22 protein-coding genes and 1 pseudogene are annotated in these 25301 nt (G+C 60.0%); 7 read left to right on the top strand and 16 right to left on the bottom strand.

Annotation, left to right across the window (positions count from 1 at the left end; all coding sequences use genetic code 11):
• Positions 1-25: 25 nt before the first annotated feature.
• The 4 genes from AB8804_RS09295 to yihU form a co-directional block, all read right to left on the bottom strand.
• Positions 26-895 carry an aldose-1-epimerase gene (locus tag AB8804_RS09295; RefSeq protein ID WP_371185246.1) on the bottom strand — a complete coding sequence of 290 codons (870 nt, stop codon included), beginning with the start codon at positions 893-895 and terminating at the stop codon, positions 26-28.
• Between the two features lie 78 nt (positions 896-973).
• Positions 974-2215: a sulfoquinovose isomerase gene (gene yihS / locus AB8804_RS09300; RefSeq protein ID WP_371185248.1), complete on the bottom strand. Its 1242-nt coding sequence runs from the start codon at positions 2213-2215 to the stop codon at positions 974-976.
• Positions 2216-2230: 15 nt separating this feature from the next.
• Positions 2231-3106 (bottom strand): sulfofructosephosphate aldolase, encoded by an 876-nt coding sequence (gene yihT / locus AB8804_RS09305; RefSeq protein WP_371185250.1) that lies wholly within the window; start codon positions 3104-3106, stop codon positions 2231-2233.
• A gap of 27 nt (positions 3107-3133) precedes the next feature.
• Positions 3134-4018 (bottom strand): sulfolactaldehyde 3-reductase, encoded by an 885-nt coding sequence (gene yihU, locus AB8804_RS09310; RefSeq protein ID WP_371185252.1) that lies wholly within the window; start codon positions 4016-4018, stop codon positions 3134-3136.
• Between the two features lie 164 nt (positions 4019-4182).
• On the opposite strand from yihU, the gene AB8804_RS09315 reads away from it, so the two are divergent.
• The 7 genes from AB8804_RS09315 (at position 4183) to AB8804_RS09345 (ending at position 9435) form a co-directional block, all read left to right on the top strand.
• Complete coding sequence (locus AB8804_RS09315) at positions 4183-5079, top strand: sugar kinase (RefSeq protein WP_371185254.1); 897 nt, start codon at positions 4183-4185, stop codon at positions 5077-5079.
• A gap of 34 nt (positions 5080-5113) precedes the next feature.
• Complete coding sequence (locus AB8804_RS09320) at positions 5114-5914, top strand: DeoR/GlpR family DNA-binding transcription regulator (RefSeq protein WP_371185256.1); 801 nt, start codon at positions 5114-5116, stop codon at positions 5912-5914.
• A 118-nt stretch (positions 5915-6032) separates the two neighbouring features.
• On the top strand, positions 6033-6632 hold the full coding sequence (gene yihX / locus AB8804_RS09325; protein ID WP_371185258.1) for a glucose-1-phosphatase: 600 nt from the start codon (positions 6033-6035) through the stop codon (positions 6630-6632).
• Positions 6626-7507, top strand: a complete 882-nt coding sequence (locus tag AB8804_RS09330; protein ID WP_371185260.1) for a virulence factor BrkB family protein — start codon at positions 6626-6628, stop codon at positions 7505-7507. The genes yihX and AB8804_RS09330 overlap by 7 nt, the downstream gene beginning before the upstream one ends.
• The gene (gene dtd / locus AB8804_RS09335) at positions 7504-7941 is read left to right on the top strand and encodes a D-aminoacyl-tRNA deacylase (protein WP_203465378.1); all 438 of its coding nucleotides are present in this window, start codon (positions 7504-7506) and stop codon (positions 7939-7941) included. Before AB8804_RS09330 ends, dtd begins: the two co-directional genes overlap by 4 nt.
• Positions 7942-7985: 44 nt before the next feature.
• Entirely contained in the window at positions 7986-8927 is a 942-nt protein-coding gene (gene fabY, locus AB8804_RS09340) for a fatty acid biosynthesis protein FabY (RefSeq protein WP_371185262.1), read from the top strand.
• A gap of 181 nt (positions 8928-9108) precedes the next feature.
• The gene (locus tag AB8804_RS09345) at positions 9109-9435 is read left to right on the top strand and encodes a hypothetical protein (protein ID WP_371185264.1); all 327 of its coding nucleotides are present in this window, start codon (positions 9109-9111) and stop codon (positions 9433-9435) included.
• A 60-nt stretch (positions 9436-9495) separates the two neighbouring features.
• Here the strand turns inward: AB8804_RS09345 and AB8804_RS09350 are convergent, their stop codons facing one another.
• The 12 genes and pseudogenes from AB8804_RS09350 to fdxH all read right to left on the bottom strand — a co-directional run bounded on the left by AB8804_RS09350 (position 9496) and on the right by fdxH (position 25293).
• On the bottom strand, positions 9496-9756 hold the full coding sequence (locus AB8804_RS09350; RefSeq protein ID WP_371185266.1) for a hypothetical protein: 261 nt from the start codon (positions 9754-9756) through the stop codon (positions 9496-9498).
• The gene (locus tag AB8804_RS09355; protein ID WP_371185268.1) at positions 9753-10382 is read right to left on the bottom strand and encodes an adhesin; all 630 of its coding nucleotides are present in this window, start codon (positions 10380-10382) and stop codon (positions 9753-9755) included. Before AB8804_RS09355 ends, AB8804_RS09350 begins: the two co-directional genes overlap by 4 nt.
• Before the next feature lie 39 nt (positions 10383-10421).
• Positions 10422-10481: pseudogene (locus AB8804_RS09360) on the bottom strand (VENN motif pre-toxin domain-containing protein); the annotation flags it as partial.
• 54 nt (positions 10482-10535) lie between these two features.
• Complete coding sequence (locus AB8804_RS09365; protein WP_371185270.1) at positions 10536-10784, bottom strand: hypothetical protein; 249 nt, start codon at positions 10782-10784, stop codon at positions 10536-10538.
• The gene (locus AB8804_RS09370) at positions 10781-11971 is read right to left on the bottom strand and encodes a VENN motif pre-toxin domain-containing protein (protein ID WP_371185272.1); all 1191 of its coding nucleotides are present in this window, start codon (positions 11969-11971) and stop codon (positions 10781-10783) included. Before AB8804_RS09370 ends, AB8804_RS09365 begins: the two co-directional genes overlap by 4 nt.
• A 3-nt stretch (positions 11972-11974) precedes the next feature.
• Positions 11975-12256, bottom strand: coding sequence for a hypothetical protein (locus AB8804_RS09375; RefSeq protein ID WP_371185274.1), 282 nt, complete (start codon positions 12254-12256; stop codon positions 11975-11977).
• 70 nt (positions 12257-12326) lie between these two features.
• Positions 12327-12626, bottom strand: coding sequence for a hypothetical protein (locus AB8804_RS09380; protein WP_371185276.1), 300 nt, complete (start codon positions 12624-12626; stop codon positions 12327-12329).
• Positions 12627-12644: 18 nt separating this feature from the next.
• A complete protein-coding gene (locus AB8804_RS09385; RefSeq protein ID WP_371185278.1) occupies positions 12645-20903 on the bottom strand; it encodes a hemagglutinin repeat-containing protein in 8259 nt (2752 codons plus the stop codon).
• A 70-nt stretch (positions 20904-20973) separates the two neighbouring features.
• Positions 20974-22659, bottom strand: coding sequence for a ShlB/FhaC/HecB family hemolysin secretion/activation protein (locus tag AB8804_RS09390; RefSeq protein ID WP_371185280.1), 1686 nt, complete (start codon positions 22657-22659; stop codon positions 20974-20976).
• A 173-nt stretch (positions 22660-22832) separates the two neighbouring features.
• On the bottom strand, positions 22833-23762 hold the full coding sequence (gene fdhE, locus AB8804_RS09395) for a formate dehydrogenase accessory protein FdhE (protein WP_371185282.1): 930 nt from the start codon (positions 23760-23762) through the stop codon (positions 22833-22835).
• Complete coding sequence (gene fdoI / locus AB8804_RS09400) at positions 23759-24394, bottom strand: formate dehydrogenase cytochrome b556 subunit (RefSeq protein WP_371185284.1); 636 nt, start codon at positions 24392-24394, stop codon at positions 23759-23761. Before fdoI ends, fdhE begins: the two co-directional genes overlap by 4 nt.
• Positions 24391-25293 (bottom strand): formate dehydrogenase subunit beta, encoded by a 903-nt coding sequence (fdxH, locus tag AB8804_RS09405; RefSeq protein ID WP_371185286.1) that lies wholly within the window; start codon positions 25291-25293, stop codon positions 24391-24393. The genes fdoI and fdxH overlap by 4 nt, the downstream gene beginning before the upstream one ends.
• Between the last annotated feature and the right edge of the window lie 8 nt (positions 25294-25301).

Below are 25301 nucleotides of genomic sequence, written 5' to 3' on the forward strand. Positions count from 1 at the left end.
TGTAGGGTAAGCGTTTCTTTTTTTGTTATTTGCAGCCAATGTCAAAGCACATCGAGTGGCCGTCGCCCGGATTGAGATGCACCAAATCAATGCCGGAATTAAAGGCGTTCGGCGGGCAGCTCATCGGTTCGACGGCCATCCCTTTCCGCTCCAGCTTTTCACCCGAGTAAACCTGCAACCACGGCGCGCGGGTTTGCAGCCGGACGGACAGGCCCGTTTGCGGATGCGTCATTTCAACCTGATAGGCGCTTTGGCCTTCCGGCGCTTTAAAGGTGTGATCGATTTGCGTGCCGCCGACGGGGCGCGACGTCAGGAAATCGAGTCTGGGGTCCGTCAACATCGTTTTCCTAACCACATCAAAAACGTCGCGGGTAGGCAGCCGTAGCTCGCACTCGTCAACGGGTTGCAGATCACAGGTCAGATACGGGTGGATGCCCGCGCCATACGGCGCGGTGACATCCCCGATATTGCGGCTAAAAATGCGGGCGCTGAGGCCCACGGTTTCATCCAGCCAGTAGCTCACCTCGGCGGAGAGCATGAAAGGGTATCCATAGGTCGGCGCTAAAAACGCAGACAGCGTGACGCGCCCGGGCGTCTGCTCCACAATCTGCCAGTTTTGCCACGCCAGCAGCCCATGGATGGCGGTATTCCCTGCGCGATCGTTGATCGCAGGAGTAAACGTGCGCCCGCCGTACTCATAGCTCCCGTCCGCGATGCGATTAGGCCAGGGAAGCAGGACTTTCCCCAGATGCGCCAGCGGCATCTCTTCCGGAGGATGCGGGATGACGAGGTGACGACCGCGGTGCGTCAGCGAGGCGATGCCCGCGCCAACGCTCACGATCTCTGCCCGGTAGTCTCCCGCAGCCAATACGATGGTGACGCCACTCTTATGCATTCCCTCTCTCCGCTATTTGCCTTGTTTTGTAGGCCGGATAAGCGAAGCGCCATCCGGCAATGACAATGAAGCCGCCGCTTACTTCGCCAGGCTGTCCAGCAGCCCGGCAGCCACAGCCGGCGCAAGCCCCGGAGCCAGCGGCAGGCGCGGGATCACCAGGCAGTGCAGCAGATGGTAAATATCCTGCTTGCCGTCCCACACTTTGGTGGTCACTTCGTTATTGGTGTCCAGCTCCTGCCACCACGAACCGTTTTCATAGTCCATCAGGTACTTGATGCAGTATTCCCACCAGGTCTGATACCAGGTCTCATACTGCTTCTCGCCGGTGACGGTCCACAGCGCGTAGGCCGTTCCCATGGCTTCCACGATGGGCCAGCGCACGCGTTCACGCACGATTGGTTTGCCGTCCCAGTCGACGGTATACACGATGCCGTCTGCGCCATCCGGCGCCCACGCGTCGCGAATGGTCGCGTGGAACAGGCCTTTGGCATCTTCCAGCAGCCACTCCGGCGGCGTTTCAAAGCGGGCTTCCAGCGCGGCGCGCAGATGAAGCATCAGGCGACCCCACTCGATCCAGTGGCCCGGCGTGCCGCCATAGGCGCGGAAGCGGTGGGCAGGATTCTCTTTGTTGTAATCGCGAATAGGGTTCCACTGGGTGTCGAAATGTTCGTTAACGCGATAGTCCCCTTTGCGGGCCACGTCGTGAATAATCACCGAGGCCACGCGCAGGGCGCGGTCGAGCCATTTGCGGTCGTGCGTCACGTCGTAGACGATCAGGAACGCCTCGACGGCGTGCATGTTGGCGTTCCCGCCGCGGTAGTCCTCGGTTTTGCTAAAGGCTTCGTCCCACGACTCCAGGCACATCTGCTCTTCTTCGCTCCAGAAGTACTTCTCGATGATCTCGATAGCGTCATCAAGCAGCTGGCGAGCGGCAGGATGGCCGGTGGTGACGGCGCTTGCCGCGCCCAGCAGAACGAAGAAATGCTGATAGCCCTGCTTGGACGCGTCGATCACGCCTTCGTCATTCACGCAGGCGTACCAGCCGCCGTGCTTTTTATCGCGCAGCGCGCCGTTCAGCGCGTTAATGCCGTGCTCCACCAGCGCATACGCGCCCGGACGACCCATGTTGGCGGCGACGGAATAGGTATGCAGCATGCGGGCGGTGATCCACAGGTGCGTGCCCTGATCGGCTTTGATCTGCCCTTTATTTCCCAGCCAGCCAAAGCCCGTAGGCACGGCGGCGTTTTTACCAAACTCAAAAATGCGGTCCGTTTCCTGTTCAAGCCAACGGTTGTGGCTCAGCGTGTTAAACCATTTCATTGGAATATCCTTTTATTAGCGGCGGGCCATCATTTCGTCGACGATGTCGCCTAAACGTTGCAATTTCGGCGCGGAAATATCGCGCAGCATCAGTTCTGTATCCGGGAGGCCGACGACGGTTGACCACACGGCGCGCCCGGCCAGGAAGCCGGAGGCCCCGGCCTGCATGGCCACGCGAACGGCGCGCGGGAACAGCTTTTCATCAACGCCGGATGAGAGGATCACCCACGGCATATTGATGTGTTCGTTCAGGCGCTGCGCCGCGGTCAGCAGCTCCGGCTGCGTGCCTTTACCAAAGAGCGGCATTTCCACTTTGTAGAGATCGGCTCCGCTGTCGCCGAGTTCTTTTGCGGTATCGATGATGGCCTGCTCGCGATCGAACCTATCGCCGCGGCGCGGTGGGCGCACCACCGGTTCAATAATGCTCAACAGCCCGTGGCTGTGGCAGAGCTGGTTAAATTCATGAACCATCTGCAGGCGCTGCTGCGGATCTTCATCGCTGCGCCAGAGCACCAGCAGCTTCAGCGCTTTGGCGCCTTCGCGCTTGAGGGCCGTAACGTCGAGGCTTTTATCAATCACCACGCTGTCGACAGGAATGCCGTTGCCCGGAATAAATTCATCGGCGGCCACAATCATCGCGCAGCTGTTGGCGACGGCCTGCTGCTCGATAATCTGGCGATAGCAGAACTGGCGATCGACCAGCACGGCAGAGGCGTGCGGCGACAGGATTTTTGCCGCGCTGACTTTAAAATCGGTGAGCTGCTGGTCGGCGATCGGCCCCTTCATGCCTGCGGCAGAAAACATCAGGCGCATCGCTTCGCGCTGATCGACCGCCAGCATCGCAAAACCGCCGGACGGGCGGGTGATCTCTTTCAGGGTGTACTGCGTCATAAGGTCAATCCTTGTAGGTACGTGAAATTAGCGTTTGAGCCCGGCGCTGGTGCGCACCTGCTCCAGAATGGCTGACCAGTCTTCCCGGCCGCGTCCGGCGGCGCGCGCCTGGCTGTAAACCTCGCGGGAAGCGGCGCCGAGCGGCATGGGAACGTGAAGCTGGTTAGCAACGTCCAGGGCAATGCCCAGATCTTTGTGGGCGAGGTCGATCATGAAGGCAGGGGAAAGATCGCCTTTGAGCACCTTGTTCGGCCAGGTGGTCGTGAAATGGCCTTTTCCGGCCGCGGTGCCGCTCATCACGCTGAGGGCGACGTCCAGCGAAAGCCCCAGCGCCTCACAGAGCGTGGCGGCCTCAGCGGAAAGGGCGTTCAGGGCGATGCTCATGTAGTTGTTGATCAGCTTTACGCGGATGCCCATGCCCGGCCCGCCTGCGTTGATGAGCTCGCTGCCCATCAACATCAGTACCGGCTTGGCGCGTTCGACCTGCTGCTCGCTACCGCCCGCCAGCAGCAGCAGGGTGCCGGAAATGGCGTTGTCCGACGTGCGGCCCACCGGCACATCCATCATGCTGAAGCCGCGCGCCTGCATCTCGGCGATGAGTTTGTCCGTTTGAAGCGGGTGGATGGTGGACATATCGATGACCAGCGCGTCGCGCTTAAGCGATTCACACACGCCGTTTTCCCCGAACAGCACGCTGCGCACCAGATCGCCGTTGGGCAGCATGGTGATGACAAACTCTGCCGCTTCGGCTGCGTTAGCCGGCGTGGCGGCGGCCTGTGCGCCTTTGGCGACAAGCTTTTTTACCGCTTCCGGGTTCACGTCATAAACCTGAAGCTGGTGCCCTGCGTTGAGCAGGTTGCTCGCCATCGGGGCGCCCATTTGCCCCAGGCCGATAAATGCGATGACAGACATACGATTCTCCTGCTGGTGGTGTCATGTTTTGTCAAAAATTGCGCGTTTGCGTTGTCTGTTTTTGATCGTATTTGTAATTTATGGTCAAAAAATTGACAGCCGTCACTTTTTAAACATTTGGCAAAATTAAAATAGCGGCAGGTTTTCACGCTTAAGGAACAGCCATGATTCGCATTGCTTGTATCGGAATTACCGTGATGGACAGGATTTATTACGTTGAGGGATTGCCCACGGAAGGGGGAAAGTACGTGGCGAATAACTACCGGGAAGTCGGCGGCGGGCCAGCGGCAACGGCTGCCGTCGCCGCCGCGAAATTAGGGGCGCAGGTTGATTTTATTGGCCGGGTCGGGGATGACGATACCGGGCAGAGCCTGCTGCAGGAGCTGGAGTCTTTGGGGGTTAACACGCGCTACTGCAAGCGTTACGCTAACGCCCGCTCTTCGCAGTCTGCGATTATGGTGGATGCGCAGGGTGAGCGCGTCATCGTGAACTACCCAAGCCCCGACCTGCTGGCCGACGCGGACTGGCTGGAGGAGATCGACTTCACGCAGTGGGACGTCGTTCTGGCCGACGTTCGCTGGCACGAGGGAACGCAGAAGGCGTTTACCCTGGCGCGACGGGCAGGGGCGGTAACGGTACTCGACGGCGACATCACCCCGCAGGACATCACCAGCCTGGTGGCGTTAAGCGATCATGCGGTCTTCTCCGCACCCGGGCTGCGGAAAATGACCGGCGAGCAGGATATCCGCCTGGCGCTGAAGAAGTCGCAAACGCTCACAAACGGACAGGTGTATGTCACTAACGGTGCCGAAGGGTGCCTGTGGCTTGAGAATCAGCAGATTAAGCACCAGCCAGGCTATAAGGTGGAGGTGGTCGACACCACCGGCGCGGGAGATGTTTTCCACGGTGCCTTTGCATTCAGCCTGGCGCAAGGCCAGGCGGGCGTTGATATTATTCGCTTTGCCAGCGCCGTTGCCGCGCTGAAATGCACGCGGCCTGGCGGGCGAGCGGGTATCCCAGACTGTGCACAAACCCGCTCTTTTTTGTCACTTTATGGTTAAAATGCGGGACGAGATGGTTTTCAGAGGACAACCCATGAGCCTTACCGAGCTGACCGGCAATCCGCGCCACGACCAGCTGCTGACGCTGATTGCCGAACGTGGCTACATGAATATTGATGAGCTCGCGCAGCTGCTGGAGGTGTCGACGCAGACGATCCGCCGCGATATTCGTAAGCTCAGCGAGCAGGGGCTGATCACGCGCCATCACGGCGGCGCGGGCAGGGCATCCAGCGTGGTCAACACCGCCTTTGAGCAGCGCGAAGTATCGCTGACCGAAGAGAAGCGGGCGATTGCCGAAGCGATTGCGGACTATATTCCCGATGGCTCCACCATTTTTATCACTATCGGGACGACCGTGGAGCACGTGGCCCGGGCGCTGCTGAACCACAATCATCTGCGCATCATCACCAATAGCCTGCGGGTGGCGCATATTCTGTATAAGAATCCGCGTTTCGAAGTGATGGTGCCCGGCGGCACGCTGCGCGCCCACAACGGCGGCATTATCGGCCCGGCGGCGACGGCCTTTGTGTCCGGCTTTCGGGCGGACTACCTCGTGACCAGCGTCGGGGCCATCGAGCACGACGGCGCGATGATGGAGTTTGACGTCAACGAGGCCAGCGTGGTGAAAACCATGATCGCCCACTCGCGCCACATTTTACTGGCGGCCGATCATACGAAATATCACGCCTCCGCGGCGGTTGAAATTGGCAACGTGGCGCAGGCCACCGCGCTCTTCACCGATGAGCTCCCCGGCTCCGCGCTGCAAAACCACCTTAAATCCAGCAAGGTTGAAGTGGTTGAGGTCCATTGCGGAGAAGAACAGCAGGCGGGTTAATGCTCTCACGGCCCGGGCGTCAGGTTCGGGCTGCTCCTTTCTCTAAGCTGAACCTGGCGCATAGCCAAACCTTCTCTTTCCCGCTACAGTTACTTTTCCACGGCGAAAGGAGATAAACATGCTTTATATCTTTGACTTAGGAAATGTCATCGTCGACATCGATTTTAACCGGGTGCTGGGCGCATGGAGCGATTTTAGCCGTGTTCCGCTGGCGACGTTAAAACAGAACTTCGCAATGAGTGACACCTTCCATCAGCACGAGCGCGGCGAAATCAGCGACGAAGCGTTCGCAGAACGTTTCTGCCAGGAGATGGGGCTGTCGTTAAGCTACGAGCAGTTTTCTCACGGCTGGCAGGCGGTATTTGTCGCGATCCGCCCGGAAGTGACGGACATCATGCATAAGCTGCGCGAGCAGGGCCATCGCGTGGTTGTGCTATCGAATACCAACCGTCTGCACACCACCTTCTGGCCGGACGAATACCCTGAAATCCATGCCGCGGCCGATAAGGTCTTTCTTTCCCAGGAGATGGGCATGCGCAAACCGGAAGCGCGGATTTATCAGGCCGTACTTCAGGCGGAAGGCGTTTCCGCCGCCGATGCCGTCTTTTTCGACGACAATGCCGAAAATATCGAGGGAGCTAACCAGCTCGGCATCACGTCAATTCTGGTGACCGGAAAAGAGACGATACCGAACTACTTTGCGAAGCAGCTATGCTAAAAACCGTTCATCAAAAAGCCACGCACCACACAAGACCGCTGCGCGCGTGGCTGAAGCTCCTCTGGCACCGCATTGACGAAGACAACATGACCACGCTGGCGGGCAACCTTGCCTACGTGTCGCTGCTTTCGCTGGTGCCGCTGGTGGCCGTTATCTTTGCGCTATTTTCCGCCTTCCCGATGTTTGCGGACGTGAGCGTGCAGCTTCGCCACTTCGTTTTCGCGAATTTCATCCCCGCCACCGGCGACATCATTCAGAACTACATCGAGCAGTTTGTCGCCAACTCCAGCAAGATGACGGCGGTGGGGGCGTGCGGGCTGATCGTCACGGCGCTGCTGCTGATGTACGCCATTGATAGCGCGCTCAACACCATCTGGCGGAGTAAAAAAGCGCGGCCCAAGGTTTACTCGTTTGCCGTCTACTGGATGATCTTAACGCTAGGCCCGCTGCTGGCGGGGGCAAGCCTGGCCATCAGCTCGTACCTGCTTTCGCTGCGCTGGGCGAGCGATCTGAATACCGTGATCGATAACGTCCTGCGCATCTTCCCGCTGATTTTGTCGTGGCTCTCTTTCTGGCTGCTGTACAGCGTGGTGCCGACCACGCGCGTGCCCAATCGCGACGCCGTTATTGGGGCGCTGGTGGCGGCCCTTCTCTTTGAGCTGGGCAAGAAAGGCTTCGCCCTCTACATCACCATGTTCCCGTCCTATCAGCTGATTTACGGCGTGCTGGCGGTGATCCCCATTTTGTTTGTCTGGGTTTACTGGACGTGGTGTATCGTCTTGCTTGGCGCCGAAATTACTGTCACTCTCGGCGTATACCGCGATCTCAAAAAAGCAGCACTTGCTGAAGAACAACAAGAAGCAGACCAACCATGATTGCATTAATTCAGCGCGTAACCCGTGCCAGCGTCACCGTGGAGGACGAGGTGACGGGTGAAATTGGACCAGGACTTTTGGTGTTGTTAGGTGTCGAAAAGGATGATGACGAACAAAAGGCGAACCGCCTGTGCGAACGCGTTCTGGGCTACCGCATCTTTAGCGATGCGGAAGGCAAGATGAACCTCAACGTTCAGCAGGCGGGCGGCAGCGTGCTGGTGGTTTCCCAGTTTACGCTGGCGGCGGACACCGAGCGCGGCATGCGTCCGAGTTTCTCAAAAGGCGCCGCGCCGGACCGCGCAGAAGCGCTTTACGAATACTTTGTTGAGCGCTGTCGCCAACAGGATATGAACACGCAAACCGGACGATTCGCTGCGGATATGCAGGTATCGCTGGTGAACGATGGCCCCGTGACGTTCTGGCTCCAGGTATGAGCCAGCTGGCGGCGCGGCCGCGGGTAACAAGAGAGAGTACAGCTATGTATCACCTTCGAGTACCGCAAACGGAAGAAGAACTGGAAGCGTATTACCAGTTCCGCTGGGAAATGCTGCGCAAGCCGCTCCATCAGCCGAAAGGCTCGGAACGCGACGCCTGGGACGCCATGGCGCACCACCAGATGGTGGTGGATGAAGAGGGCAACCTCGTCGCCGTCGGACGTTTGTATATCAATGGCGATAACGAAGCCTCGATTCGCTTCATGGCGGTGGATCCGTCCGTTCAGGATAAAGGCCTGGGGACGCTGATCGCCATGACGCTCGAGTCCGTCGCCCGCCAGGAGGGCGTTAAGCGCGTCACCTGTAGCGCCCGCGAAGACGCGATGGATTTTTTTGCCAAGCTGGGCTTCGTGAACCAGGGCGAAATCACCGCACCGCAAACCACGCCGATTCGTCACTTTTTGATGATCAAGCCGATCGCCACGCTGGACGACATTCTGCACCGCGCCGACTGGTGCGGGCAGCTGCAGCAGGCCTGGTATCAGCACATTCCCCTGAGTGAAAAAATGGGCGTGCGCATCCAGCAGTACACCGGGCAAAAGTTCATTACCACCATGCCGGAAGTCGGCAATCAGAACCCGCACCATACGCTGTTTGCGGGCAGCCTGTTCTCGCTGGCGACGCTCACCGGTTGGGGGCTGATCTGGCTGATGCTGCGCGAGCGCCACCTCGGCGGCACGATTATTCTGGCGGATGCCCACATTCGCTACAGCGCCCCGATCAGCGGTAAGCCCAGCGCGGTGGCCGACCTCGGCGCGCTCGGCGGCGACCTCGACCGTCTGGCCCGCGGCCGCAAGGCGCGCGTACAGATGCAGGTTGAACTGTTCGGCGATGAAACGCCGGGCGCAGTGTTTGAAGGCACCTACATCGTCCTTCCCGCGAAGCCCTTTGGCGCGTTTGAGGAAGGGGGGAATGAGGAGGAGTGATCTCCTCTTTGTTATCGCCGGGCGAAATTAATCCGCCAGGCGATATCCCGCATAAGGTCTCGTGCTGAGGGGCTAATCAGAAAGTGCAGTAATTGAAACTGAAGCAAAAAATCGTGAGCATGAGCATAAAAAGGGCGTCAATTGGCGACATGATGAACAAACTATTTCGGTACGGTTTTATGTGCGTGAAACCGAAGACTCAGCTTGCTGCGAGCTTTACATGCGGGTAAGCAGCAACTATCTGCCGTTAACCGGACATACCCGTGCCGGATTTCGATGTGGCATGGTGGTAAGAATTCGCAGTACTGTTGACGAGTCAGGCCGCTGGCGCGCCAGCTGGCAACATGCTGGCGTCGTTCTTCAAGCGTACAGAGTTTTTGTTGCTGCATTGATTTCTTTCCTCAATATTCAGATATCTGGAGAGAAAACCGATGCTAACGAACCAAAAGACAATTGGAAGATGAGTTCACCGCATGGTTACGCTATCCCTGCGGATCGAGCCGGTTAAAGGCTGATGGTTAAGGAGAAGATCCCTGGGTGGTGGTAGGGATCTTCGGTTCAAGGATGATCATTTATCGGGATCTACTGGTGGTTTCTTGCGGGTGTTGTACTCGTCTATTTTGTTGAATATTAAACATCCCACTGCACTAAGTATTCCTGCGACAACACTCATCTTAACGACTTTAATAACACCAGATAGCGATAAATAAACTTCCCCAGTATAAATAACCGCTGTTACAATCCTGGTAACTACACCTAGTGCAAAAAAAGCCGTGGTCATATAGATAAAAATAAGAATAAATATAAGAGGTGTCATTTTCTTCTTCATTGTTTTTTATCCTTATTTTTTATTAATTCTTTAACTGTATCATTGGATATTTCAAAAACCGAAGCAGAACCAATATCTCCTATCACACCGGAAAAAGACCCTACGTATGGCGCAATCAGCTTTGGAGCATACTTTCCAAAATATCCTCCGGCCAGCGACCCCGCAATGGCGCCGCCCTGACCAGTTAAGCTGGGTCCATCAGTCATATATGCACCACCCATATTAATAAGAGTGTTACCACCAATCTTATATCCTGGAGCCAGATAACCAGTACCTGCCGCTACGGCAGCGCTGTAGTAACTAAACTCACTGCCTGGCGACATATTCATGTACTGGAATAAAGAGTTAGCCCCACCACCAATAACCGCACCAGTAACACCTTTACCCACTGCGACTGTCGGGCCAAGATAAATGGCTCCAGCCATAAATACCCCATCCTGATAACCTTCCACTATCGCTTTAGTGATATTAGCCCCTTCCGGTAAGTCCCCTTTCGCCAGTTTATCCAGCCCCGCCAGTTTCTCTTCTGCTGATAGCCCGTTATCCTCTGCATACTGATTCCAGGAAGTTGCTGCCATGCCATAGTCCATCATCCCTTTCGGCAGACTCAGCGTGTTATTTTCCACCGTCGTCTTCCCGGCCTGCGCCCCCGCAATGGCGCTTGCCGTGCCGTCTCCCGCTACGCCGCCCGCTATCCCTGCGGCAAGTGTCGCCAGCGTGCTGATGGTCTGCTACTGATAGTAGGATTTTTCACCATGATTGGCTTTGTGATGGATATGTCATTGTTTTCTATAATTCCTATAGTATATATACCAGCAGCCTATAGCACCTATAACACCACCAATAACGCTTCCTTTAAAGATTTTAAAATAATCAATTGATGATAAATTGAGATCTATTCCGTCAGTGAAAAAATAAAATACGTTCATTAAAATTTGTGTAACAGTAACAGAGATAAATATCCCAATAGGTAAGGATACTATTAAATAAAGAAAAGCTAGCGGCCATTTTGAGAACTTTTTTTTCATTTTTGCTCCTCGTTTGTTTTTCCTGCTTGGTTATTCCCATATTCTGTTGTTGTGGAACCAGCTATGTTGCCAGAAATACTAGGTACGGGATTAGTTGGTAGTGGTTTGGATATTCCCATCCCGATATCTGTCCAAATCCATTCTTTCCACGGTTTCATTGGATTCAAGAACTTATCAAGTGGTAACTCGATGAGTTTGCCTGCACCATAGCCAAAGCCAGTTGCAATCCCGCTGGTTACCCCGCCTTTGAGTGGATCATCACCTTTGAGATAACTAGATGTTGCTCCGTTTGCAGCATTCCAGGTCATGGTTCCAATTAGCTCAGTGTTTGCAGTTAATGCCCCTGTCCAGTATCCAAGAATGACATCATTTGGGGTCACTTCGCCATTGAATAGATAACTAATTCCTGCATTTGCGGAAGCGCCAATAAGACTGGTTGTTGCCATTGCCTCAGGTAAAAGCGGCCATGCCATTAAACTCCCCATTGCTGCAACGGCTGTTTCACACGAAACTGGCGTACCGCCGCTACAGGCTTCCTTAATCGCAGCCTGTTGTTCTTCCTGCCATTTCTCTACTGTCCCCGGTTTGTTCGCTTCAGTTGCTGCCAGCACATGCGCCAGAGAGTTATTCTCAACCACCGTCTTTCCGGCCTGCGCCCCCGCAATGGCGTTTGCCGTGCCGTCGCCCGCTACGCCGCCCGCTATTCCTGCGGCAAGGGTTGCCAGCGCGCTGATGGTCTGCTTCTGCGTTTCATCAAGGTCTCCCGCTTTTTTACCGGGATACATCGATTCCATTATCGCTTTCGCCGCCAGCTCTCCGGCCAGCGCTCCCGCCGCGCCCGCAAGTGCGTCTTTCCCCTGCATCGCGGCCAGCACGGCGTTCGCGACCGCGTGGGCGGCGGCTTTTTCGGCCTCTTTACCTTCCTTCTCCAGCCCCATCCGGTGGCCGATGATTTCCGCCACGTACGGCGCGGCGGCTCCGGCCAGCGCGGCGGTCATGTCGCCGCCCGCCAGCCCCTGAGCGGCGGCGGTGGCGGCCTGGATGGCGCGCTGCATGTCGCTGCCCGTGCCGTACTGCTCCATCGCCGTGCGCCCGGCCTGGTCGGCTATCTCCTGCGGGGTCGGGTTGCTCCTGCCGTCGGCCCTCAGCTTCTCCTCCGCGGTGCTGAGCGCGGCCGGGTCCTTCATGGCCTACTGCTTCGCGATTTCACCCTGCGTTTTAGCGATATCCGCCACCTGCATGCCGATTTCCGCGATAAGCTGCGCCTCCTCCATCCTGCGCTGCTCTTTCTCCTTGTCGAAGATGGCGTCGATGCTGCCGTTGGCATTCGCAGTGTCGCGGCTCAGGTCCGCCACGTCCTGCGTCTGGCTTGCGCCATCACGGACGGTAACGGTTCCTTCCCCGATGGCTGCGCGCGTCGTGCCCTCGGCGCTGCCGCTGCTGTCCGCGCCGACCAGCAAGTTGCTCGCCATGTTCCCCGCGAACTGTCCGGCGATGCTGCCGCCGGTGCTAACGAAATACCGGCGCGGTGGCCGGGATTTTTCAATTTTTTATGGTAAATGATACGTATATATTTTCGCCTATTAAAAGACTTAAATGCTCTTTTGCATAGTTGCAACTCTCTGATGGGCTGCTCAGATTACAGTGCCAATCTGCATAAAAGTTCTGCATTTTATTACTTTTTTGCTGATAAACATCCCCTCCTAGAACTATCCACTTTGCGGCTGAAAATAATTCAAGAGCTTCGTTTGCTACAGACAACGGCAACACAGCATCATGAATCCCATCGTCTAAAAGGCTTGTTCCACAGCGTGAATATAGCTCTAAAATTTTATTTATCATTGTTAAAACCTCTTATCACTATGATTTAGGTACAAAAAGTCGGTGATTTATGGAACCATTTGGTTCACGAATGTATTCAAATACACCTTCATGTCCACGATAACTACCAGATATCTGTAGTCTTAAACGCTCCACACCATCGCCTCCTGTGATTACAGATATTTTCCCCTCTCCTGCATAACTATCCACAGATTCAGGGAATGAGTGATAATCTCCAGAAGAAGCTTGTTGCTTAACTTTATCCGTATATGTTGTTCCTTTAAAGAAATCTCCTGCGCTAGCAGAACTATTTTTATCAACTGACTCAGAAACATAACGTGTGCCGCTATTTTCTATAGGTCTCGGGTTAATATATATGCCGTCATTTTTCCCCGGCTGACTTTCAGGGGATACTGTAATAACAAAACTATTCTTATCGGATTGATCTGGTGTAACTAGTGAAGTTCCTTTACTCATGTCTGGTAGTGGATTTTCCAGTATTCCGATATGTTCGGTACCACTCTGTTGATCGCCCCCAGTATGCGCAGGTGAATATTTATCTTGGAGTGAACTAAGATACTTACTAGTAATTTCATCATTACCCATCATTTCCAGGGTAACAAGATGTTCCAGTTCGTCTGATGTCATCTTGTCAGCAATATCCTTGATAGCCTTACCGGCAAGGCTAGCTACTCCTGCTTTTGCACCTATTTCCAGCAACTGCTCGGCAACTTTCGTCCGGCATGGAGCAGCAACCGCACACCCTCTGGTTACCAGGCTCAGCGAGTTATTCTCAACCACCGTCTTCCCAGACTGCGCCCCGGCAATGGCGCTTGCCGTGCCGTCTCCCGCTACGCCGCCCGCTATTCCTGCGGCAAGGGTCGCCAGCGCGCTGATGGTCTGCTTTTCACTTTCACTCAGCGCAGTAACATCCTTGCCGTACATCTCCAGCGCGATACTGCCCGCCAGCTCTCCGGCCAGCGCTCCCGCCGCGCCCGCAAGTGCGTCCTTGCCCTGCATCGCGGCCAGCACGGCGTTCGCCACCGCATGGGCGGCGGCTTTTTCGGCCTCTTTACCTTCCTTCTCCAGCCCCATCCGGTGGCCGATAATTTCCGCCACGTACGGCGCGGCGGCTCCGGCCAGCGCGGCGGTCATGTCGCCGCCCGCCAGCCCCTGAGCGGCCGCGGTGGCGGCCTGGATGGCGCGCTGCATGTCGCTTCCCGTGCCGTACTGCTCCATCGCCGTGCGCCCGGCCTGGTCGGCTATCTCCTGCGGGGTCGGGTTGCTCTTGCCGTCGCCCCTCAGCTTCTCCTCCGCGGCGCTGAGCGCGGCCGGGTCCTTCATGGCCTCCTGCTTCGCGATTTCACCCTGCGTTTTAGCGATATCCGCCACCTGCATGCCGATTTCGGCGATAAGCTGCGCCTCCTCCATCCTGCGCTGCTCCTTCTCCTTGTCGAAGATGGCGTCGATGCTGCCGTTGGCGTTCGCCGTGTCGCGGCTCAGGTCCGCCACGTCCTGCGTCTGGCTTGTGGTGTCGCGCACCACCACCGTGCCGCTTTCAATCGCCGAGCGCGTCGTGCCCTCGGCGCTGCCGCTGCTGTCCGCGCCGACCAGCAGGTTGCTCGCCATGTTGCCTGCGAACTGCCCGGCGATGCTGCCGCCGGTGCTGATGCCCGCGCTCTGGTGCTGCACGTCGTATTCGGCGGCGTTATGGATGTCGGTCCAGCCGAGCGTCCCGGTGTCGAGGCGGTTTCTGTCCGCGGCGGCGGTGGAGGCGATAACCGCGCCGTCGAGCTGCGTGTGGTCGCCGACGGTGATGTCAAAGCCGCCGGTGCCCGCGAAGATGCCGGTCTGCTCCTTCACGGAGGCATAGTCGCTGGTCATCCTGTCGCGGCTGTAGCTGACGCTGGCGGAGCCGCTCATGGAGCCAATGGAGAAGCTGCCGCCCGCGCTGATATTCTGCTGTTTGCTGTCGTAGCTGTCGGTGTCCTGCCCGCTGGCGAGGGTCAGATTGCGCCCGATATCCGCGACGACGGTTTTGCCGCGGGCCTGCGCCCCGGCGAGGGTGGCGTCGCGGCCGCTGACGATGCTGAGCGTCTCCCCGGCGTTCAAAAGGGATTCGGTGTGGGTGGTGCCGTTGCCGCGCTCTGTGCCTTTGCCGCCGTTGACGCTGGCGGAGACGCTGAAGCCAACGCCGCCGGAGCCGTAGCCGATACCGACGCCCGCGCTGCCGCCGTGGCTTTCGTTTTTGCCGTCGAGCGTCGAGGTATTGAGGGCGGATATCAGGTTCACGTCGCGGCTGGCCTGTAACCACAGGTCGTTCTGCGCGTCAAGCTGGCTGCCGTGAACCAGCAGGTCGCCGTCGGTTGCCACCACGGTGAGGTTATTCCCGGCGGTGAGGCTGCTGCCTTTCGCGGTGGCCTGCGTGCTGGTCTGGGTGGAGGTTGACGACTGGCTGCCGTAGGAGAGGCTGACGCCGATGGTGTTGTCGTTGCCCTTCTGGTTGCCGGTGGCCTGGTCGAGCAGGACGGACTGCGCGCCCTGTCCGATGGTCAGCGCGCCTTTCACCGCCTGCAGGGCGGCGAGGCGGTCGTTACCGGTCTCACTGGCCTGCTGCAGGGTGCGGACGCTGCTGTCGAGCGCGCCGCCCGCAGCGCCGGAGAGCGCGAGGGTCAGGCCGGAGGTTTTCTGCTCGACGGTGTGGGTCTGGGTGCCGCTGTCGGTGGCGGCGGTGATGCTGACGTTTTTCCCGGCGAGCGTCATGTCCTGCCCGGCAATCAGCTCTGAGCCGTGGACGCTCAGGGCGTTGCCCGCGCTCAGGGTGACATTGCCGTTAACGGAGCCGATGGTGCTGCCGCGATGGGTGGCGTCCTGCGCGGTGTCGGAGATCTTAAGGCTCTGCTTGCCGTAGCTGGCGCCAATGCCGCCCGTGCCGGACAGGCCGGTTTTTTTCTCCTGCCGCCAGTGGATTTCCTGCGAGGACTCTTCGGCAGTTGTCACCGACAGGTTATTCCCGGCGGCGAGCGCCACGTCCTGCGTGCCGATGACCTGGCTGCCGCTGACGGTGAGGTCCCGGCCGCTGACGATGGTCACGCTGTCGCCGCCCAGGCGGGAGGCGGTGGCGCGGTTAACCAGGGTCTCGTCGTGGGTCTCCAGCGATTTGCCCGAGAGCAGGCCGCTGCTCTGCTGCTTGCTGTGTTCGGTGAGGTGATAGCCGCTCCGTCCGGCATTGATGGTGACGTCGTTGTCAGCCTGCACCATCAGCGCCATCCCGGCGTCGAGCGCGGCGGCGGTGGCGATCAGGTTATTGCCCGCCGCGAGCGTGAGGTTGCCGCGGGCCGTGAGGCTGCTGCCCGCATCCTCGTGCTGGGTCAGGGTGCGCCAGGTGTCCTTGCCGAAGCTGCTTTCCTCGCTGTGGGTCAGCGTCTGCACGCCGAGGGTGATGTCGTGTCCGGCCTGCAGCAGGGCGTCGCCCTGGCTGTTGATCTGCGTGGCGTCCAGGCGAATGTCGTTGCGTGCGGCGAGCTGCAGCGTGCCGTTCTCGTTCTGGACGAACACCGTGGCCAGACGGTCAATGTACTGGCCGTCGGCGTTGGTGGTAATCGTGCTGCGGCTGATGATGTCCCGCCCGGCGGCGAGCGTCACGCCGTCGCGCCCGGTGAGCCGTCCGCCGGTGTTGATGATGTCATCCCGGGCGGCGAGGCTAAGCGCTCCGGCGTCCATGCGCCCGGTGTTGCTGATGTTCTGCGCGGAAACCTGCGCGCGCTCGCGTCCGGCGAGGGTGCCGCTGTTGGTCAGGTCGCCCGCCACGTTCAGCGCCACCTGGCGCCCGGCCAGCAGCGCGCCGCTGCCGTCAACGTCGCCGGGCTGCACGCGGGCATACACCTGCGGCACCAGCACCTCTTCGCGGCTGCCGTCCGGCAGGGTGACGGTCTGCGTCACCATCCACACCATGTCGGTGGTGAGCAGGGCCATCTGCTCCGGCGTCAGGGCGACGCCCGGCACCAGGTTGTACTGGCGGGCGAAGGTGACGCCGTTGTCCATTAGCGCCTGATACTGGGCCTCGTCGCTGGCGTAGTTCCCGAGGAAGCGCTGCCCCGTCAGGGCCATGACCTGATCGCGGATCAGCTTCTGCTCGTAGTAGCCATCGCCGAGGCGACGCAGGATCCGGTCCGGGTCGCGGGTCAGCTGGCTCATCATATAATCCGAGCCGAGCCATTCGCGGTTGTTCGCAAAGCGCGGATCGGTCTCCACCAGGTAGCCCGCGCTGCTTTCCGGATGCACCACGTAAAGGCTGCTGTCCGGCAGGCGGACGTCGGGCGTCAGCACCCGGATTTCACGCGGCGTCTCGCCGCTGGCGGTGACCGGAACGATAACGACCGGGGAGAGGCTGCTGTCGCCGCGCGCGCTCTCCGGGCCGCTGAGCTGCACGTCGTCCCGCGCGGTGATGACGGTGCCGGAGCCGGTCACGCTGGCGTTGCCCTGCCAGGCGAGAATGCCGAGATCGATCGTCTCCGTCAGCGGTGCCGGGGCGTAGCTGCTCCGGTCCTTGCCCTGTGTCGTTTTGGTGCCGCCTACCTTTTTCTTCTTCTTTTTGGCGTACCAACGGGTCTGGGTGCCGGTATCGGTGGTGATACGCACGCCGGTGGTGGCTTCGTTATCAATCCGGCCTGCAAGCGCGCTGAGCGTGCCGCCTGCCACAATCTGGCTGTCGCGGTTGGTTATCTGTCCGGCGGTGATGGCCATGTTGCCGCCCGCGATAATCTGGCCCGGATCGCTGCGGGTGACCTGCGTCTCCTGCACCTTGCGGGTGTAGTCGTACTCGTAAAACTCCTTGCCGCCTTTCCCGTCCGGCGTCTGCGCGTCGTGGACGCCGTACTTGTCCGTTTTGCTGAGATCGACCTCGCTCCAGTCGTAGCGCACGATGTCGCCCTGGTACGTCATCTCGTGACGCTTGCTGGTTTCGGTGGTGACGATTTTTGTGCTCAGGTGGTCGTTAATGTTGTTCAGCGTGGCGACGTCAAGCCGCAGGCTGCCGCCAGCCTCGATGCGCGCGCTGTGGTTGTCGATCAGCTGCGCCTGGCCGCTGGCCATATGGTTCTCGTCCAGCGTGCCGCCGATCGCCATGTCGCCGTCGCTGTAAATCAGGCCGTGCTCCCGGTTGGTCACGGTCTGCGCCCCGATGTCCAGCCGCGCGCGGGCGGCGATGACCGGCGCCTTTTTGCCGTTGCCGGAGTTATCCAGCGTGCCGGTGGCGATGGCGACGTGGTCGCCGTAGATGCGCCCGGAAGGGGCGTTGGTGAGCGAGCCGCTCTCAATCCAGGTGAGGCCACCGTCGAGCAGGCCTTTGTTGGTCACGGCGTTCTTAATGATCAGGTGATTTTCACCGGCGCTGATCTCGCTGTCAGCGTTATTGGTCAGCTTGTTCGCCGCGAGCGTCAGCGTGCCGCCCGCCTGAATCTGCGCGTTGTTGGTCACCGCCTTGGCAACACTGATGTTGGCGTTGCCGACCGCGATAACCCGCCCGCTGTTGGTGAACGCCTGCGCAAGCGTCAGGGCGAGATCGCCCAGAGAGAGGATCTCGCCGTCGCCGCTAAGGTCGCGCGCAGTGAGGCCTACGCCTTCATCGGCGATCAGCGTGCCGCCGGTGTTGGTGACGCTGAGCGTTTTTCCGCCGCTGACGTCCAGCTGCCGTTCGGCGGAGAGCAGGCCGAGGGCGTTGTTGAGCGCGGTGGTCACGTTTAGGGCGAGCTGTCGGCCAGCCCGCATGGCTCCCTCCGCGTTGCTGACGGTCTGGCTGACGATGCTCACGGTGTCGCCCTCGATGCCCCGGTCTTCGCCGGAGGTGGCGTCGTTCAGCAATGACTGCGCGGTGACGGACAGCGTGCCGCCGCTGCGCATCAGGCCCGCGGTGTTGTCCGTCAGCCCGGCGGCAATCTGGATATCGCCGGGAGAGAGCAGCTCGCCGTCCTGGTTGAGCAGGGCGGTGGCCTGAACGTCAATGGCACCGCCCGCCAGGCTGCCGCGGCGGTTGTCCAGCTCGCTGACGCGTAGCGCGGCCTGCCCGGCGGCCTGAATCGCGCCGTTCTGGTTGTTGAGCGCCTGGCCCTGCGTGTCGATGCTGATGTCGCTGCCGCTCGCGATAAGGCCCTGCGCGTTATTCAGCTCGCCGCTGTTGAGCGTCAGGCTGCCGCCGCTGAAAATCCCCCCGCGCTCGCTGCCCTGCTGGTTGATGAGCGTTTGCCCCTGCGTGTCGAGCGTCAGGGCGGCGTTTGTCTGGATCAGACCGTCGGTGTTATCGAAGGCGGTGCTTTTCCCGGTCAGCGCACCGGCCGCGGCGAGCGTGCCCTGCCGGTTGTTGACCTGCGCGGCGCTGAAGGTCAGGCCGCCGTTCTGCGCAATAATCTGCCCGTCCTGGTTATCCAGCCCGCCCCGCAGGGTGAGCGACATCGCGTCGTCGCCGATCTGTAACATCGTTCCACTGCGGTGCGAGAGGCTGTCGGCATTGACCGTCAGCCGCTGTGCCTGGGTTACGCTGTCGTCCATCTGCAGCTGGCCCGCGCTTAACGTCAGGCTGCCGCTGCTGAACAGCTCGCCGCCGTTGCCCTGTACGCTGCTGGCGGAAACGGTGAACTGCTCGCCGCCGTGCAGCAGCTGGCCGCGCGTGTTGTTTAGCGTTGTGGTGTCGATGGTGAACCGCTTTGCGTTGCTGCTGATGGCGCCGTCCTGGTTATCCAGCCCGTCCCGCAGGGCGAGCGTCAGGTCGTTCGTGCCGGTCTGCACCAGCTTGCCTCCCGCGTTGAGCAGGCGGCGGGCATCAAGAGCAAGCGTCTCGCCGCCGAGCGCGCCCCCGCGGTTGTCTATCGTCGCGGCCTGCTGCACCGTCAGGCTCCGTCGCGCGCCGACGGTGGCCTGCGCGGTGATGACGTCCTTGCCCTGTGCGTTCAGGGTCACGTTGCGCCCGGCGGTCTGGCTGCCGTGCAGATCGAGGCCGCTGCCGGTCAGGCGCGCGTCGCCCGCGGCCTGGTGCTGCCCCTGCGAGCTTAACTGGCCGCGGCTGGTGACGGTCAGGTCTCCGCGGTCAGCAACGCTGCCGTCAGCGTTGAGTCCAGCCGCCAGAACGCTCCGCGAGGTGCCGGTCACGTGGTCTGCTTCAACCTTCACGCTGCCCGCCCCGGCCAGAAAACCGTCGTGGTGCAGCGCGCCAGCGGCGGTGACCGCGGCGTTACCGCCTGCGTAGACCGTGCCGCTGCTGGTGAGGTTCTCGTTCGTGGTGAGGCGGATATCCTGCTGCGCGGTGATGTTGCCGCTGTTTTCAATACGCCCGTCGGCGGAAAGGGTGACCGCGCCCGCTTCCGCGCCGATATTGCCCGCGTTGCGCACCCCGACGCCTTTTTCCGTGCCGAGCAGGCGAATTTTTCCGGCGTACATGCCGCCGACCTGCGCGACGTCCAGCGCCAGCGCGGGCTTCGCCGAACCGCTACCCGCGAGGGCGGTGACCTTTTCATGGGCGGCATCCACCGCGTTGCGCCCGGCGGTGACGCGCAGATCCTGTGCGTGAATGGCGGCGTTCACCTGTACCGCCCGGGCGATGATGTCGGTGTGCGTCTGCCGTGAGGCATCCAGCCCGCTGCCGTTCACGGCGATCTCACCGCGCTCCACCTGATACCTGGTTATCCGGCCGTCCTGCATCTGCGCGGTGCCTGTGGTCAGCGTGGCGCGCCCGGCGTTGATAAAGCCGCAGCCGTCGCAGGTAATGCCGGACGGGCTGGCGATGACCACGTCGGCCTTCTGCCCGGCCACTTCGATGTAGCCGTTGAGCTGGCTCGGGTTGCGCGCGTTCACCTCGTTGAGGATGACCTTCGCCTCGCCCTTCGCCAGCCACGGGTTGGCCGTGACCATGCCGCCGATCTGGGTTGAGGCGTTTTTATGCGAGTTGTTGAGGATCACCCCATCCCGGCCCACGTCGAACTGGCTGTAGGTATTGCGGGAGACGCCGCCCGCCGACGGCGTCTGGATATTCACCTGCGTCGTACCGTTTGCGCTGCTGATGACGGTGGGCTGTTGCTTCGCGGGCGCGGAGGCGTCCGCCACGATGCCGGCGGCCTGTACCGTTACTGCACCGGAGGCCAACCACAGGGCGAGGCTGAGCGCCCCGACGCGGCAGACAAGGCGCTGAAGAGCGTGCCCGATGCCGGAAGAGGCCGCGCTTCCCGTACAGCCGCGGGCAAGCTCGGAGACGACCATCAGCATGCCGCGGGCTTTATTGAAGACGATACGGTGCAGGCGTTTATTCATGGTGAAATCCTTTTATTTTTATGTCCGTACAGCGGGCAGTGACGGCTCCGTCGGCTGCCCTCGCGCGCGGTCAGAAATCCATATTCAGGTTGAAGCCGAAGGTCGCCGGGCTGGTTTTAAAGCCGTCGGGGCGGGAGAAGGGTACGCCCGCGAAGGCGTCGTAACCCACTTTCCAGATCGCGCCGCGCAGGCCCGCGGCGCCACCGGCCAGGTGAGCGCCCGTGAGGTATTCGGTCCCCTTGCCCGCGACCTCGCCGTAGTCGGCTGCAAGGTAAAATTCGGCTCCGGCAAGCGGGGTCTGCCAGGAGAGATCGTTACGCACCAGCCAGCCGCGATCGGCGTTAAGCGTGCGTTCGCCGTCAAAGCCGCGCACCGTCCAGCGCCCGCCGATGGAGAACTGATCCTGCGACGTGAGCGGCGTGTTGCTGGTCTGACGCTGCCAGGCCACGTCGTAGCGCAGGCGCTGCGCGCTCAGCTCAAACGGCAGGCTCAGGCGCGCGTTGGTGCGAAGAATACGGCCTAGCGCGGTGGCTTCTTCGAACGTCTCTTCCGGGGCAGGCTGCGCGCCAAACCACCGCGTGCCGCGCTGGTAGCTGATGCCCGCATCAAGCGTGGCGGGGCCGATATAGTGGCGATGCTGAAGCCCGGCCTTCCAGGAGGAGACGTGGCGGCGCTGCACCTCCACCTCGGTGTCGTCGATGTAGTTTTTCGTTATCCGGCTTTCTACGTCCCAGGTGAAGGTGGTTTTCTGCGCGCTGCTGCGGTGCAGCACCCGGCTGGCCTGCGCCACCAGGCTCTGGCTTTTACCGCTGTAGCGAATGTCGCCGTTAAGGCCCGCCACGGTCTGGTGGTAGTGGTAGTCGCTGCCGGTGAAGGAAAATGCCCACCAGCCCACGGGAACGGACCAGTGGGCGCTGAGGTTCTGGTTGCCTTTTTCCGGCCCGGTCTGGAGGTCATGGTTAATGGAGAACCAGAAGAGATCGCTCAGCGCCAGCGGGTTATCCAGCGAAAGCGTCATCCCGCCCTGATAGCGGCCCGTGGACGAGGTGCCGGAATCATCAAGCGACAGGCCAAGCCGCCAGAACTTACTTTGCTCGCGGGTAATGACGATATCGCTCTCGCCGGGCCGCTCGGCCGGAACGATGTCCATTTCGACCTTCACGGTGGGCAGGCGCTGGAGGTTCTCGAGGCCCTGCTCGATATCACGCAGATCAAGCAGGTTGCCGTCGTGAGCCGGGAAGGCGCTGTACAGCCACAGCCAGCGGCTGCTGTCGTCGGTTAACCTGACGTGGCGGATCTTCCCTGGAATAACGGCCAGCGCCAAATGCCCGCTTTTTAAATCCTGCGCGGGAGCCAGCACGCGAGCGGTCGTCCAGCCGTGGGAAATCAGCCGGTTTTGCAGCAGGCTCATGACGTGGTTGATACCCTTCGCGCCGAGGCATTTCCCCACGGCCTGATTGGCCATGCGCTGCAGCGGCACCCAGTGCGGGAGCGCGTCGTGCCCGGACAGCGTGACGTCACGGATCGTGAAGCAGGGCGTTTCGGCCGCAAACTCGCCGCCGTCGTCGCGCTTTTCAGGCGCTTGCAGCCGAACGTCGGGCGCGGGAGGCGTCAGCTGGGCTTCCAGCGCCTGCTGGCGCTGCTGTTGCAGAATAAACTGCTCGTCCCCCGGCGCGGCGACGGCGGCCGAAGAGAGGCAGAGAAACGCGCAGCGAAAAGAAAAGCGCGTAAGGGGCGCTAAGGTTCGAAATTCCATTTCGACATATTCCCTTGCAATTTGTCATGTTTTGATAAGGCGGGAATAGTGGCGAAGAAAGGCCGATTTATCTACGGAAGGGGGGGTAAACAGAATCCGAAAATGCAGGAAGCGACGGGGGGATTAACAAGAAAACGGAGCGTGGCTCGCAAGGTACGAGCCACTACAGGAGATTACTCCCCTTCACCCGGGAACAGGAACGGGTTGATCGAGCTGCGGGCAAAGCCCTCTTGCTCCATCTTTGCGTCCAGAATCAGCGAGGCGAGATCGTCGGCCACGGCTTCGACTTTCGGGTCTTTTTCCTGATAGAGGATCTTCAGGTAGGTTCCGCAGTCGCCGCAGCTTTCGGCTTTCACCGCCGCGTCTTCATTTTCCAGCGACCAGTAGTTGAGGTCGCGGGTCTGCTCGCAGTTGCTGCACTTGATGCGCACCACGTGCCACTCGGTTTCGCACAGGTTGCAGTGCAGGTAGCGCAGCCCCTGCGTGGTGCCGATTTGCACCATGCTCGATACCGGCATGGAGCCGCAGACCGGGCAGAACTGACGCGCTTCGCCGTATTCGGCGCGCGCTTTGCCGGGGATCAGGCTCGCCATCTGCGCCCAGTAGAGCGACAGGGCGGCCCAGATAAACGGCGCTTTATCGCTGCTCACCAATGAGAAGTCGGACGCAAACAGCGCGCTCGCCATCTCTTCCAGCTCCATGTCCGACGCTTTTTCCAGATTCTCGATCACCGCCAGCGCGGTGCCGCTCATCTCGGGCTTCAGCTCGGCAATCAGCGAGTGCAGCAGCTTATGCCAGTGCTTGTCGCGCGGCAGGACGTGAATATCCAGCGGCGGCTTGCCCCGATCGCTGGCTTCCTTGATGCGCGCGGTGAGGTCCATCTGCAGCGGGTGGTCGTACAGCACCACTTCCTGCGCGTGGGCGACCAGCGCCGCAAAGCGCAGAAAATCGCCCAGCGGGTTGCTCTCGGCCAGCTCGCGCAGACGCTCCGCGCGGCGGTTGTAGAGGTTCTTGAGTCTGGGGAATAACAGCGGCGGAATATAATCCGCCGTGCGTTTCTCGCTCGACCCCAGCTCATCTTGCGGGATTATGCGAATACTCATTCAGATGACTTTTCCTGTTTCTGGCGGACTTCGCGGTACCAGCGCGGGTGATGTTTCTTCGCCCACGTTTTGGTAACCCAGCCTTCCACCATCGCGGTAATGGTGCCTTTCACCCAGAGGGCGGCGTAGATATGCACCATGATAACCACAATCAACGCCACTGCGGCAAATGAATGCAGCATCAGCGCGAATCGGATCACCGGGATTGAGAAAGCAGGCGCAAAGTACGGACGCCAGATGATCACGCCGCTTGCCAGCAACAGGACCAGGAAGATAATCGCCGCCCAGAATACGCATTTCTGGCCGAAGTTATAGCGCCCGGTATCACCCACTTCCTCGTTGACGACGATCTTACGAATATTCTTCGCCCAAAAGATATCATCCCGATTGATTAGGTTATGGTGCCAGTATCGGAAAAACATGATGATGAACGACGCGAACATGATGACGCCAACAAACGGGTGCAGTATACGCGCCAGCTGCGGTGTCCCCATGATCTGCATCAGCCAGTTGAAGGACGGGAAGAAGAACCCCAGCCCGCTTATCGCCGCCAGCATGAAGCAGAAGGCGGTGACCCAGTGGTTGATGCGTTCCGGCGCGGTGTAGCGCACGATGGTGTCACGTTTTCTCATTTGCGCACCTCGTCTTTCTCTTCATGCAGGTTGTCGTCTTCCTCTTCCGCACGGTTCGGACCGACGCCGACGTAGTGGAAGATGCTCGCTGCGAAGGTGGCAGCAAAGCCTACCGCTGCCAGCGGTTTCCAGATGCCTTTCCAGAACTTCACGGTGGCGCTGATTTCCGGGTTCTCCGGCAGGCCGTGGTACAGGTTCGGCTTGTCGGCGTGGTGCAGCACGTACATCACGTGCGTACCACCCACCCCGGCCGGATCGTACAGGCCCGCGTTGTCGTAACCACGGGTTTTCAGCTCGGATACGCGCTCACCCGCCAGCGTTTTCATGTCCTCTTTGGAGCCAAAGTGGATCGCGCCGGTTGGGCAGGTCTTCACGCACGCAGGCTCCTGGCCGACGGTGACGCGGTCTACGCACAGCGTGCATTTGTAGACGCGGTTGTCTTCCGGGTTCAGGCGCGGCACGTCGAACGGACAGCCCGCGATGCAGTAGCCGCAGCCGATGCACTGTTCGGACTGGAAGTCGACGATGCCGTTGGCGTACTGAATGATGGCCCCTTCCGACGGGCATGCCTTCAGGCAGCCCGGGTCCGCGCAGTGCATACAGCCGTCTTTGCGGATCAGCCATTCCAGCTTGTCGTTTTGCTCCACCTCGGAGAAACGCATCACCGTCCAGGACTTGGCGGTCAGGTCCGCGGGGTTATCGTACACCCCGACGTTATGACCCACTTCGTCACGCAGGTCGTTCCACTCCGAGCAGGCCACCTGACAGGCTTTACAGCCGATGCAGGTGGTCACGTCGATAAGCTTCGCCACTTCCTGCTGGTGGTCCCGCGCCTGAGGTGCGGGGGTGAAACCGTTAGTCGCGGAACGACGGATAATGTCTTGAGATTGATAAGCCATAGGTCGTC

Origin of the sequence: Enterobacter sp. KBR-315C3_2022 (genome assembly GCF_041399425.1) — a bacterium.
Taxonomy (GTDB): Bacteria; Pseudomonadota; Gammaproteobacteria; order Enterobacterales; family Enterobacteriaceae; genus Enterobacter.

Coding starts and splice junctions, on each gene's coding strand:
- AB8804_RS09295 (WP_371185246.1), bottom strand. CDS start 895: ATGCATAAGAGTGGCGTCACCATCGTATTGGCTGCGGGAGACTACCGG.
- yihS (WP_371185248.1), bottom strand. CDS start 2,215: ATGAAATGGTTTAACACGCTGAGCCACAACCGTTGGCTTGAACAGGAA.
- yihT (WP_371185250.1), bottom strand. CDS start 3,106: ATGACGCAGTACACCCTGAAAGAGATCACCCGCCCGTCCGGCGGTTTT.
- yihU (WP_371185252.1), bottom strand. CDS start 4,018: ATGTCTGTCATCGCATTTATCGGCCTGGGGCAAATGGGCGCCCCGATG.
- AB8804_RS09315 (WP_371185254.1), top strand. CDS start 4,183: ATGATTCGCATTGCTTGTATCGGAATTACCGTGATGGACAGGATTTAT.
- AB8804_RS09320 (WP_371185256.1), top strand. CDS start 5,114: ATGAGCCTTACCGAGCTGACCGGCAATCCGCGCCACGACCAGCTGCTG.
- yihX (WP_371185258.1), top strand. CDS start 6,033: ATGCTTTATATCTTTGACTTAGGAAATGTCATCGTCGACATCGATTTT.
- AB8804_RS09330 (WP_371185260.1), top strand. CDS start 6,626: ATGCTAAAAACCGTTCATCAAAAAGCCACGCACCACACAAGACCGCTG.
- dtd (WP_203465378.1), top strand. CDS start 7,504: ATGATTGCATTAATTCAGCGCGTAACCCGTGCCAGCGTCACCGTGGAG.
- fabY (WP_371185262.1), top strand. CDS start 7,986: ATGTATCACCTTCGAGTACCGCAAACGGAAGAAGAACTGGAAGCGTAT.
- AB8804_RS09350 (WP_371185266.1), bottom strand. CDS start 9,756: ATGAAGAAGAAAATGACACCTCTTATATTTATTCTTATTTTTATCTAT.
- AB8804_RS09365 (WP_371185270.1), bottom strand. CDS start 10,784: ATGAAAAAAAAGTTCTCAAAATGGCCGCTAGCTTTTCTTTATTTAATA.
- AB8804_RS09370 (WP_371185272.1), bottom strand. CDS start 11,971: ATGAAGGACCCGGCCGCGCTCAGCACCGCGGAGGAGAAGCTGAGGGCC.
- AB8804_RS09375 (WP_371185274.1), bottom strand. CDS start 12,256: ATGGCGAGCAACTTGCTGGTCGGCGCGGACAGCAGCGGCAGCGCCGAG.
- AB8804_RS09380 (WP_371185276.1), bottom strand. CDS start 12,626: ATGATAAATAAAATTTTAGAGCTATATTCACGCTGTGGAACAAGCCTT.
- AB8804_RS09385 (WP_371185278.1), bottom strand. CDS start 20,903: ATGAATAAACGCCTGCACCGTATCGTCTTCAATAAAGCCCGCGGCATG.
- AB8804_RS09390 (WP_371185280.1), bottom strand. CDS start 22,659: ATGGAATTTCGAACCTTAGCGCCCCTTACGCGCTTTTCTTTTCGCTGC.
- fdhE (WP_371185282.1), bottom strand. CDS start 23,762: ATGAGTATTCGCATAATCCCGCAAGATGAGCTGGGGTCGAGCGAGAAA.
- fdoI (WP_371185284.1), bottom strand. CDS start 24,394: ATGAGAAAACGTGACACCATCGTGCGCTACACCGCGCCGGAACGCATC.
- fdxH (WP_371185286.1), bottom strand. CDS start 25,293: ATGGCTTATCAATCTCAAGACATTATCCGTCGTTCCGCGACTAACGGT.